The sequence below is a fragment of the Micromonospora sp. ABR4_055 genome, assembly GCF_056160425.1.
On sequence record NZ_JBSWXD010000189.1, the window covers coordinates 1 to 11,428 of the forward strand.

8 protein-coding genes are annotated in these 11,428 nt (G+C 71.4%); 4 read left to right on the plus strand and 4 right to left on the minus strand.

The annotated features are described in order from the left end of the window. Positions 1–100: 100 nt before the first annotated feature. The 3 genes from ACXAHD_RS28680 to ACXAHD_RS28690 all read right to left on the minus strand — a co-directional run bounded on the left by ACXAHD_RS28680 (position 101) and on the right by ACXAHD_RS28690 (position 6,879). On the minus strand, positions 101–1,030 hold the full coding sequence (locus ACXAHD_RS28680; RefSeq protein WP_475054510.1) for a diacylglycerol/lipid kinase family protein: 930 nt from the start codon (positions 1,028–1,030) through the stop codon (positions 101–103). Between the two features lie 83 nt (positions 1,031–1,113). Next, positions 1,114–5,418, minus strand: a complete 4,305-nt coding sequence (locus ACXAHD_RS28685; protein ID WP_475054514.1) for a S8 family serine peptidase — start codon at positions 5,416–5,418, stop codon at positions 1,114–1,116. A gap of 141 nt (positions 5,419–5,559) precedes the next feature. Further along, entirely contained in the window at positions 5,560–6,879 is a 1,320-nt protein-coding gene (locus tag ACXAHD_RS28690) for a hypothetical protein (RefSeq protein WP_289212184.1), read from the minus strand. A gap of 208 nt (positions 6,880–7,087) precedes the next feature. On the opposite strand from ACXAHD_RS28690, the gene ACXAHD_RS28695 reads away from it, so the two are divergent. Genes ACXAHD_RS28695 through ACXAHD_RS28705 form a run of 3 tightly spaced genes read left to right on the plus strand, consistent with a single transcriptional unit; the run spans position 7,088 to position 8,945 of the window. Further along, positions 7,088–7,714 carry a GNAT family N-acetyltransferase gene (locus ACXAHD_RS28695; RefSeq protein WP_289212185.1) on the plus strand — a complete coding sequence of 209 codons (627 nt, stop codon included), beginning with the start codon at positions 7,088–7,090 and terminating at the stop codon, positions 7,712–7,714. A 39-nt stretch (positions 7,715–7,753) separates the two neighbouring features. Further along, positions 7,754–8,539, plus strand: a complete 786-nt coding sequence (locus ACXAHD_RS28700; protein ID WP_281553265.1) for a trans-aconitate 2-methyltransferase — start codon at positions 7,754–7,756, stop codon at positions 8,537–8,539. Between the two features lie 40 nt (positions 8,540–8,579). Next, a complete protein-coding gene (locus ACXAHD_RS28705) occupies positions 8,580–8,945 on the plus strand; it encodes an MmcQ/YjbR family DNA-binding protein (protein ID WP_281553266.1) in 366 nt (121 codons plus the stop codon). A 99-nt stretch (positions 8,946–9,044) separates the two neighbouring features. Here ACXAHD_RS28705 and ACXAHD_RS28710 read toward each other — a convergent pair whose 3' ends face one another. Next, entirely contained in the window at positions 9,045–9,809 is a 765-nt protein-coding gene (locus ACXAHD_RS28710) for a hypothetical protein (protein WP_475054521.1), read from the minus strand. Positions 9,810–10,178: 369 nt separating this feature from the next. On the opposite strand from ACXAHD_RS28710, the gene ACXAHD_RS28715 reads away from it, so the two are divergent. Beyond that, positions 10,179–11,234, plus strand: a complete 1,056-nt coding sequence (locus tag ACXAHD_RS28715; RefSeq protein WP_281553268.1) for a chymotrypsin family serine protease — start codon at positions 10,179–10,181, stop codon at positions 11,232–11,234. Positions 11,235–11,428 lie beyond the last annotated feature (194 nt).

Consider the following 11,428-nt stretch of genomic DNA (forward strand, 5'->3'; position numbering starts at 1 on the left):
TTTTTCTGGACCGGCACTTGTTGGGGCTGTTCCCCCATACCGGAGCTACCTCCCCACCCGGCGGCCGGCCGGACTCGCGCAACCGGCCGCGCGGTCTCTGTCAGTGGTCGACGGTCCCGGCCGCAGCCATCACCCGCAGCGCGTTGGCGTCGACCCGCAGCCTGATCGGGGTCTCCCCGCACACCTCACCGTCGATCTCCACGGGCGCCGGCCGGTCCGTCTCGACCAGCAGCTCGCCGACCGCGAGGAACGGGTCGTGCCGCAGGGTACGCCGGTGGCCGGTCGCCGCGTTGCGTACCGTCGCACCCAGCAGGCTCTGCCGGGTCGCGCCGCCGACCGGGTACGCCACCAGCAGCCGGTCGTCGGCGTTGGCGTCTGCGGTGATCGGCCGGCCGGCCTGGTGACCGCCGTTGGCGACGTACAGCTGGTGGGTCTGGAAGTCCCGGTTGCTGCTGGCGGTCCGGACGCTGACCCGTAGCGGACGGTGCCGGGCCATCAACGCCGCCGCCGTCGCCGGATAGGCGAACTTGCCGACCACCCGTTTCAGCCGGGGCGGAGTGCGCAGCATCACCTCGGCGGACAATCCGATACCGACGTGGTTGGCGAACGGCAGGTCACCGGCGAGGCCGAGATCGACATCGATCACCTTGCCGGAACTGATGACGCGGACCGCCGCGTCCAGGTCGATCGGGATCCCGAGGGTACGGGCGAAGTTGTTGGTGGTGCCCAACGGCAGCAGCCCGAGCGCGATGTCGCGGTGGGCGAGCAGCCGGGCGGCGGCCCCGATGGTGCCGTCCCCGCCGCCGGCGATCAGCAGATCCGGGGCCATCCGGACCGCCTCGTCCAGGCTGCTCTCCAACTCACCGGGCTCGTCGACCGGGTAGCTGGCGATCAGCTCGAAGCCGGCGTCGGTCAGTCTGCGGGCGGCGTCGGTGTAGAACTGGCGGCCCCGGCGGGACTTGGCGTTGACGATCAGCACCGCCCGCCGTCGCTGCCGGATGGCGTCGCTCAACTCCTGCTTGGTCCGCACGGCCAGACCTTATCCTCACCGGCCGCGCGACCCCCTGGCCCGGGGGTCGCGCGGCCGGTGAGGATCTCACCTGTCAGGTGTCGTCAGCTCACCGTCACCGCCGAGCTGGCGGTCACTGCCACCGCACCGCCGGTCAGCTGGTGGGTGAAGGTGAACTCGCCGGGTCGGCGGGTGCGTACGTGCAGCTCCCAGGTCAGGTCGGTGCCGGCGGTCAGCGCCACCTCCGGCGAGATGGTGCCGACCAGGGCGCCGTCCTGCACGGACATCGGGATCCGGACCCAGGCCCCGTCGACCCGCAGCTGCACCGCGACGTCGCGGGCGAGCAGGTCACCGTCGGGGTGGGTGACCGTCAGCGTCGACTCGGCGGTGCCCTGGTCGACCCCGCTCGGGTTGACCACCCGGACCTCGGGATGGAACCAGCCGTCGACCTCGGCGCTCTGCGGGTAGGTCGAGGTGATCGTCGCCGCTTCGGCCAGCACGAGGGACGACTCGGCGTCGACCAGCCCGCTGTACCAGCCGGTGTCCAGCTCCAGTTGGAGCTGGTACCGGCCGGGCTGCGGGTCGGCGACCTCGAACCCGTACGGCTGGGCCGCCCAGTCGAGGTAGCCGGCCCGGATCTCGGCGCCGGTCGGGTCGGACAGCCGCAGCACCGGCCGGGCCTCGTTGGGCGCCAACGCCCGTACCGCCGGCACGACGTCCTCCAGGCGGGTCACCGCCGGCAGGTCGACGAACGGCCGTACGTCGGTGGCGCGCACCGTCGCGAACGGGTGACCGTGCGCATCGGTCACCGACCAGTCCACCTCGACCGAACCGGGTTCCGGTGTCGAAGCGGCCAGCTCGACCTGCGCCGCGCCGCCGAAGCCGAACGTGGCGTCGAACGGGTCGATCCAGTCCATCTCCGGCAGGATCTCGCTGACCAGCCACCAGTCGCGTTCCAACCGGGGCAGCTGGTGCACGGTGACCGCCTGGTAGCTGTCCAGCGTCGCGACCAGCGGTCCGGGCCCGAACGAGTACGCCCACGGCGCGGTGCCGGCCGGGCGCAGGTAGACGGTCGCCTCATGGCCGCTGCCGACCAGGTCGGCAGCGAGGTCCACCCGGGCCGACAGATCCTGGGCCGCCTCGGCCCCGGCCGTCCCACCGGCCAGCACCCGGGGCGCGAACAGCACCTCGTCGTCGTCGAACACCGTGATCACCTTGTGCAGTAGGTACGACGTACCATCGTCGGTCGCGGCCTTGCGCACCACCAGGGTGTACCGGTCGACGGCGGCCGGCGTCTCGAAGGTGAGGGTGCCGGCGTCGTCGGTGGCACCGACCGGGATCACCGCGCCGTCGTGGACCAGCTCGACCGCGGCGCCGGCCAGCGGGCCGGGTTCGGCGTCCGGAGCATCGACCGTACGTGCGGTGAGGCTCACCCGGGGCGGACGCACCCGGAACGACCCGGTCAGGTACTCGAGCGTCACGGCATAGTTGCCCAGCTCGGCCCGCTGCACCGTCCAGCTGACCGTCTGGTTCACGCCGGAGCCGACGTTGACCGTGGTGGTCGCCGCCGACTCACCGTCGACCCGCAGCACCGCCTGGTACGGACCGGCCGCCGCGCCGATGTTCTTCACCTGGGCGGTGACCCGTACCGGTTCGTTGCTCTTCACCACCTCCGGGTCGACCGTCAACCCGTGCACGGCGAAGTACGGCTGCCCTTCCTCGGCCGGGCGGGCCGCCCAGTCGATCGCGTCGAGGAACACCTGGGTGGCCTGCTCGGTCCAGTCGACCGGGCCACGGGTCACCGACACACCGTGGGTGGACAGCAGCACGTGCCGGTTGGTGGCCCGCTGGTCGACGCCGATGCCGCCGCCGTAGATCCCGGTGGTGTCGCTGCGGCCCAGGTCGGCGAGGGTCTGCCGGCCGTCGCCGGAGTAGTCGCCGAACCAGGCGATCCACTTGGCCTGGGTGCTGTCGTCCAGCGGAATCCGGTCACCGACGGCGTACCCGTCGAGGATCGGGTGTTCGGCGGTCACCTCGTAGTACGACTCGGCCACACCGGTGCCGCCGGTGTTGGAACCGGTCGAGACGGGCTGCCCGGTGTGCTGGGACAGCTGCCGGATGCCGTTGCCGGTGCTGTAGGCGTGGTCGGTGAAGATCACCCCGGTGCCGGCGGCGTCGGTGGCGTCCAGGAACGCCTGGAAGGTCGCCTCGTCGTAGTCGCTGCTCACCCCGTAGCCGAGTACCACGACCGGATGGTCGGCGGCGGCCACCAGCTCGTCCCAGTCGTAGATCACCGTCTCGATGCCGCGTGGGGCGAAGATCTCGTCGGCGTACGTGTCGACGTAGCTGCCGACCAGGGCGACCGTCTGTGGCGGTGGACTGAGCGTGAAGTCGGCGGTGACCGCGCCGCCTTCCGGAATGGTCACCTCGATGGCCGGGGAGACATCGAAGCGGGGATGGTCGGCCGTGATCCGGTAGCTCCCGGCCGGCAGTTCGAGCCGGTAGCTACCGTCGGTGCCGGTGACCACCGGGCTGCCGACCGGCGCGCCGTCGGCGGAGACCGTGACCGTCACCCCGGGTACGCCGTGACCGCTCTCGTCGAACGTCGCGGCGCCGGTGACCACCCCGATTGGCAGCGGCACCATCGCCAGGTCGACGGTGGTGAACGACTCTTCGACCACGACGACGTCGGCGACGCTGGCGGTCTCGTGACCGAACGCGGTGGCGGTCAGCGTGTAGCTGCCCGGTGCCAGCCGCAGGGTGAAGCTGCCGTCGTCCCCGGTACGCACCGAGGCCCCGCCCGGCGTGACGGTGACGGTGGCGTCGGCGACCGGGGCGCCGGTGCCGTCGGTGGTGACCCGTCCGGTCACGCCACTGTCGAGCGCCACCTGCACGGCGGCGGCGTACGCGTCGATCCGGCCGTGGCCGTAGCGGGTGTCGGGTGCCACGTCGGCGTACCGGTCGTCCCAGAACGCGGTGTCGATCAGCGCGGTACGGGTCGCGTCGACGCTGAGCTCCGGTGCGCCCTGCAGCAGCAGCGCGGCGACCGCGCTGGTGTGCGGGGTGGCCATCGAGGTGCCGCTGGCGTAGCCGTATCCGCCACCCGGCCTGGCCGACCACACCTCGTCGCCCGGGGCGGACAGGTCCGGGGTGACCCAGCTGTCCGGCCAGTCCGCGGGCGGGCTGGCCCAGCTGGACTTGTTGACCACGTTGCCGCAGGAGAAGTCGGCGACGTTGTCGTCGATGTCGGTGGCGCCGACGCCGACGGCCTCGTAGACGTTGCCGGGGCTGGACGAGCCGACGCCGCAGCTGCCGAAGATGTCCTCGTTGCCGATGGCGAACGACGGGAATGCGCCGGCGGCGACGATCGCCCGGGTCGGGGCGACCATCTCCGTCGCGTAGATCGCCGCGCCGAGCGACATGCTGACCACGTCGGCCGGGCGGCCCGCCGGGGTGCCGGCCGAGTCGGTCGGTGCGACCGCCCACTGCATGCCGGCGGCGACCTGCGCGAAGGAGCCGTTTCCGCCGGGGATCACCAGGCCGTGTGCCATCTCGGCACCGGGCGCGCCGCCGATTGTCACGCCGGACGCCGCACCACCGTGGATAGTGCCGGAGACGTGCGTACCATGGGTGGACGAGTCGTGCGGCTCGGAGGCCACCAGACCGCCGGCGGAGCTGAACTCCATCCAGCCACCCGGATAGGTCGGGTCGGTCGGGTCGTCGGTGGCCATCTTGCCGACCAGGTCGGGGTGGTCGATGGCGACCCCGGTGTCCAGGGTGACCACCCGGACGCCGGCGCCGTCCAGACCGAGCTCGGTCCAGACCTTTTCGACGCCGATGCGGTCCATGCCCCAGGTGATCCGGTCGTCGATGATCGACGCGGCCGGGTCGGCGGCGGCGGTCATCTCGGTCTCCGGCACGCTCAGGGTGAAGTTCGGCAGCACCCGTTGCACGCCGGGCAGGCTCGCCAGCGCCGACAGCCGGGAAGCGTCGGCGGTGAACTCGACGAGCAGCATGTTGGTGATCCAGAAGCGGTTGACCACCCGTACGTCGCCGGCGGTCTCGGCCCGCTCCTCCAGCGCCGTCTCGACCTCGGCCTGGATCTCCTCGGAGTGGGCGCGCAGCTGGTCGACGGCGGTGTCCGGGTTGGTCGGATAGCGCTGCGGGTTGGGCAGCATCAGCAGCGCCTGGACCCGGTCGCCGGTCGATTCGGCGACTGTGGCCTGTAGTTCCTCGGCGACTGCGGCGGTGCCGGCACCGGGGGCGTCGGCACCGCCGTCGGTGGGCGCGGCCGAGACGGGCAGTGGTACGCCGAGTAGCCCGCCGGCCAGCACGGCACCAGCGGTGACGGCCAGCAGGCGGCGTGCCCGGGGCAATAGTCGTGGTAGGGAGGGCTTGCGTCCTGACATCGATCGTCTCCTGGATCGCAGGGCCGGGATCAACCGGTTGGCATCGAAGATCGCTGAACGCCAATGGCGAACATGTTGATGTCGATGACTCCCCGCCGTCAACCCCTCACGATCCGGAACGGGGTCTACCATCCAGACGCGTCAGGTGGCGGTCAGCACCTCGTAGAGGTCGGGTCGACAGTTCAGCGCGGCCTCCCGAAGTGCGGCGACCCGGGCCAACTGTTCGTCCGCCGGCAGCGACCGCAACGTGGCCAGCGCCTCCTCGACCATGCCCTGTACGGGATTCCAGAACTCGTCCGGTGCCGCGTCCCGGCCCGCCAGCCAGAGGCCGGCCGCCGCCCGGGCCGCCTGGATCGGCTCCCAACCGTCGACGTCGTCGAGAGCGGCGCCGCACGCGACGGTCCCGGCGCCGTCGAGGATCTCGGCTTCGAGCGTGGGCAGCCCGGTGGCGATCGTCCCGTCGCCGTAGATGAGCAGATGGAAATTGGCCGTCTTCCGGCGCTCCGAGATCGTGGCGCCGTGCGGGCCGACCTGCTGCACGACGGCAGTTGGCGGGTCGGGCAGCCTGGCCAGCAGAGCCAACGCCCGCCGGGCCGGCCCGACCAGCTCCGGCAGGGCCGAGGCGTCGACCCGGCTGACGCAGACCCGGGGTGTCCCGTCGGCACAGACCAGTTCGGTGGCGCGCAGGTCGGGGTGCGCAGCCTCATTGACCGGTGGCAGCACGATCAGGGCGACGAGCAGCCCGGCGACGCCCGGCAGCACGGCGAGCAGCCGCGACCGGCCAGCGGCGGCGGCGTACAACGCCCACCCGGTCGCCGCCAGGGCGACGTACCACACCATCATGCCCGCGACGGCTCGGTCGTCGATCGTGGAGTAACGGTCAACCGGCCCGAGGGATGCCGGGCTGAGCAGCAACGCCCGGTTGTCGCCGCTGTTGGCGAGCAACTGCAGCGCGATGACGGCGGCGAGCGCACCCACGGCGAGCAGCGGGGCGGTCAGCCGGGACGGCAGCAGCCGACCCAGGCCGAGGCCGAGCAGACCGGCCGCCGCGACGCTCGCCGCGCCGAGCAGCACCGGCCAGACCCAGCCGGCCGGCTGATGGTCTGCGGTCAGCACCGCGAGGGCCAGCACCTCGAGCACTCCGCAGGTGAATCCGCCAGCGAGGCAGCCGACGAGCGCGACCGCCCGGGGCGCCACCCGGGTCAGGCCTGGTCGGGCACTCGTCGCGATCAGCTCGGTCATCCTGCTGGCGTGCTCCCGGCGCCCGTGCCAGGCGCCGACCGAGAGCGCGAGCGGCCAGATCAGTTCCAGCGTGTTGTGATGGGCCAGCACCCCCGCCATCCAGTACCCGTCCCAGCGTTCCCCGTCGACGGCCAACGAGGCCGCCGCGAACGCCAGCCCGACACCGAACCACACCACCGCGGTACGGCGCAGTTCCACGAAGAGAATCCGACCCGTCACGTCGTCGCACCGTTCCTGTCGTCGTTCCTGTTGTCGTTCACAACCGGCAAGACGGACCGGGTAACGGGCCCGGCTTTGGGTGTCGGTGTGAGCTGGATCTCACCTCTGTCGACCGGCTGGCCTGACTGGCGGACGGCCCAGCACATCGGATGGCGGCGGGTGTGGTGGCAGGGCGATCGACGGTGGGCGTGGTGGCAGGATGGGCGGCGTGCCGACCGTGCAGCCGTCCGCCCTGCATCCCGAACATCCTGCCCTGCATCCCGACTATCCGGTCCGCACCGAGCGGCTGCTGCTGCGTCCGCTGACCGGCGACGACGTCGAGGAGCTGTTCGCCTACCGCAGCCTGCCGACCGTCTGTCGGTACGTGCCGTTCGAGCCGATGACCCGCGACGTCATCGTCCAGCGGCTCGCCGCCCAGTGGGCGAACACCGGCCTCAGCGACGAAGGTCAGGCCCTCACCCTCGGTGTCGAGGTGGCAGCGACCGGCCGGCTGGTCGGGGACGTCGTGCTCTTCTGGCGCAGCCGGTTCCATCGCGGCGGCGAGATCGGGTACGTCGTACACCCGGACGCCGCCGGCCGGGGCTACGCCACCGAGGCGGCACGGGCGCTGCTCGGTCTCGGCTTCGACCAACTCGGCCTGCACCGGATCGTGGCCCGGGTCGACGAGCGCAACGAGGCGTCGGCCCGGCTGGCCCGACGCCTCGGGATGCGTCAGGAGGCCCGGCTGGTGCGCAACGAACTGTTCAAAGGCGAATGGAGTACGGAACTCGACTTCGCGATGCTCGCCGACGAGTGGGCGGCGTACCGTGACGGTCGGACGCCGGCCCTACCGTGACGACGGTCGGACCCCGGACCCGGCCGGGAGGAGACAGTGATGTGGGATCCGGCCGCCTACCTGCGCTTCGCTGATCAACGCTCCCGCCCGTTCGTCGACCTGCTGGCCAGGGTCGCCGCCGCCGACCCGGCAGTGGTCGTCGACCTCGGTTGCGGGCCGGGCACCCTCACCGTCCACCTTGCGGACCGCTGGCCGGAAGCCGTCGTGACCGGGATCGACTCGTCGACCGAGATGATCACCGCTGCTCGGGCGCTCGGGTCACCGGTCCGGTTCGACGTCGGCGACGTGGCCGACTGGGAACCCGGCCCGGACGTCGACGTGGTGATCTGCAACGCCGTACTGCAATGGGTGCCCGGTCACCCCGCCCTGCTCGACCGGTGGGCGGCCCGGCTGCGACCCGGTGCGGTGCTGGCCTTCCAGGTGCCGGGAAACTTCGACGCACCGTCGCACCAGGCGATCCGTACGGTCGCGGCGGATCCGTCCTGGCGGGGGCGGCTGCCGGACATCCGCGGCGGCGACGCGGTGCTCGACCCGGCCGGCTACGCGACCCGACTGCTGCGGGCCGGCTGTACGGTCGACGCCTGGGAGACCACGTACCTGCATCTGCTGCCGGCCGGGGACGCCGATCCGGCGGCGCATCCGGTGCTGGCCTGGGTCGAGGGGACCGCCGCCCGGCCGGTCCGGGCCGCCCTCGACGACGCGGGGTGGGCCGCGTTCCGTCGACGGCTCGGCGAGGAGTTGACCGACCGGTACCCGGCCCGGGACGGGCTGGTCGCGTTCCCGTTCCGACGGGTGTTCGTGGTGGCGACGAAGCCGGCTGGCTAACCTGTGGGTGTGCGCAGTGCGGTGCGGTACGGGTACCCCGATGGCTGACGCCGACGACGTCCGCCGGCTGGCGTCGGCTCTGCCGCAGGTCGTCGAGATCGACAGCGACGGCTTCGACTTCCGGGTCGCAGGCAAGGGCTTCGTCTGGTCCTATCCGGAGCGTCGGCCCGGCAAGCCCCGGGTGATCCGGACCGACGTCGCCGTGCTGTACGTCGGCGACGAGGCGGAGAAGCAGGCGTTGCTGCTCGGCGAGCCCAACCTGTTCTTCACCACACCCGGCTACGACGGACTGCCGCTGGTGATGCTCCGGCTGGCGCGGGTCGACGTCGACCGGCTCGCCGAGCTGGTCACCGACGCCTGGCGGATGCGTGCCCCGGACGGGGTGGACCTGCCGTCGGGGTGCTGAAGGTGCGGCCGGATCGGCGTCCGACGCTCGACGATTCTTACCGGCAGGTAGCAGGACAAGGCGACAGCTGCGCCCGAGGTCGCGCTCCGGGCGACCGCTTCACTGCATCACGGTGGCCGGCGGGTGCGTCGGTGAGGTCGGGCAGGCGAAGACGTGCAGGGAGTAACCCCGACCGATCAGTACGTCAACCGGGTTGCCGTCCGGATCGTCGGCGGACCGCCAGCGGGCGCTGCCATTTTGTTCGCCGGAGCTCGCGGTGAGCAGCAACGTCATTGCCGCCCCACACTCGGTGCAGTCGACCGGGTGCCAGTCGGAAAGTGACCAGTTGGCGAAACCGCCGACCTTCCAGCCCGGTGCGAGCGACAAGTCGGCCTGATAACTGTGCCCGGACTGCTTTTCCCAGGCGTACAGCCGCTTCTTGAGATTCTCCGGAAGTAGTCCGACGTACTGGTACTCGCGGACCTGTTCCGGACGCACCAGGCACGGCGTCGGCAGGTAGTTCTCGTTGACCACCACCGGCTCCGGCGCAGTTGCCAGCTGTTCGCCGAGCTCGGCGGTCCGCCGCCAGCGGAGCTCCACCCACGGGCTGTACCCGTTGTCGGGATGGTCCAACGGGCACCACAGCACCTGCAGCAGGTCCGGGGTCAGCAGCCGGTCGACGTAGTGCTCCCGGCCGGTGCAGTGCGGCCAGGACTCGTCGGCCGGCCAGCGCAGCGGACCGCCGATCGAGCTGTCGAGCGGGCCCGGCCGCCCGGGGCGGGGGTGCAGCCGGGTGGCGGTGGCCGCGTACTCCCTCAGCTCGGGAAACAGCTGCTCGATGTCCACCAGCGGTGGGCCGGCCGCAGGGTCCGACGGTCGCGCCAACTCGTCCTCCAGTCGCTGGTTGCGCGGGATGCTGTCGGTCGCGCGGATGCCACGCGGGTCAGGCCACCCTACCGGCGGTGCCGGCGGCCCGCCCGTCGCCCGGATCGGGCCAGTACGCCGCAGTGCCGGACGGTGAATGGCGCATTTCCGATCGCGGTGTGACAGATTTCTTCACGTAGCGAGCAGGAACAGGATTGTGCCCTGCGGTCGCGGTCGCGGTCGCGGTCGCGAATAAGAATGATTCGTCATGTTTGCTTCTGCGGCTCCGCCGGACTGTCTCAATATCGACATAAAGCTATCGATCTTGTGGTTCCTCGACTCTTATTCGAGAAGCTGCGGCAACCGGCCGCAAATGTAGACGGAGGAATCATGTACGTGAGGAAGAGAGCGCTCGCCGGCACCGTCGCGGCGGCAGCCGTCGCGCTGACCATGCTCGGCGCCAGCGCGGCGCATGCCGCGCCGGACGGCAGCAAGGCGACCACGGGCTCGGCTGTCACCCGGCTCGACGACCGGCTGGCCCCGGACCGCACCGGCCGCGCCACGGTCGCCGCGTCGGCCGCCGCGTCGGCGATGTTGGAGACGATTCAACGCCGGATCGCCGACTACGTCGCCACCCACGGCACCAAGTACACGTTCGGCAGCTACCTCGACGCCACCACCGGCAAGATCGTCGTCGACACCGACGCGCCCGCCGACCTGGTGGCCGCGCTGATCAAGCCGGCCGGCACCTCGGCGGCACACCTGCGGGCGGCCAGCGAACTGCAGGTGAGCCGGTCCACCATCAGCGACTTCTGGCATCGCCGTGACGACATCCAGCCGTACTGGGGCGGTGGCGGCATCACCCAGACCGCGGGGGCGGCCTGGTGCTCGGCCGGGTACGCGGTGCGCAACGGTGCCGGCACCCGCTTCTCGGTCACCGCCGGACACTGCTTCGCCAACGGCATCAACGTGCTCACCGAGTCGGGTGCCAACGCGTACGGTGTGGTGTCGAACCGGCGGCTGCCCACGGTGAGCGGCCACGCCCAGGACATGGAGCTGGTCGGCGGCCGCTCCTACTCGGGTCGGATCTTCACCGGCGGAGTGACCAGCACCTCCAGCGCCCCGGTGGTGGCGGCCGGCACCGCGTACGTCGGCTTCTCCGACTACTGCCACAGCGGCCGCACCACCGGCGAGCACTGCGGACACACCGCGACCAGCATCACCGGCCAGGTGTGCACCTCGACCGGCTGCAAGTCGCCGGTCATCGTCTTCAACGGCGGCACCCAGCCGGCAGGCGGCGACTCGGGCAGCCCGTTCTACGTGAAGGACACCTCGGGTGGTGCCTGGATCAGGGGCAACGTGATCGCCGGCAACGGTGTCACCAGCTATGCGGAGCGCTACATCGACGTCGCGGCCGCGTACGGCGTCAGCATCGTCACCGGCTGAGCTCCAGCTGCCGGCAGATAGTCCAGCCGGCGTTAACCTGCCGGCTGGAACCCGCACCGACGAGCGGAGGGGAGGGGGACACCCAACGGTCCCCCGACCCGTCCCTACCCCCGTCGGCGTCTCGACCCCCCCCCCCGATCCTTCGTCCCCCCGGTTGCCCAGACCCGCCACAGGACACCCAAAAAAAACAAACA

What these genes read in the sequence shown, in the direction of transcription:
- ACXAHD_RS28700 (WP_281553265.1), top strand. Translation starts at nt 7,754, where the DNA reads ATGTGGGATCCGGCCGCCTACCTGCGCTTCGCTGATCAACGCTCCCGC.
- ACXAHD_RS28705 (WP_281553266.1), top strand. Translation starts at nt 8,580, where the DNA reads ATGGCTGACGCCGACGACGTCCGCCGGCTGGCGTCGGCTCTGCCGCAG.
- ACXAHD_RS28685 (WP_475054514.1), bottom strand. Translation starts at nt 5,418, where the DNA reads ATGTCAGGACGCAAGCCCTCCCTACCACGACTATTGCCCCGGGCACGC.
- ACXAHD_RS28715 (WP_281553268.1), top strand. Translation starts at nt 10,179, where the DNA reads ATGTACGTGAGGAAGAGAGCGCTCGCCGGCACCGTCGCGGCGGCAGCC.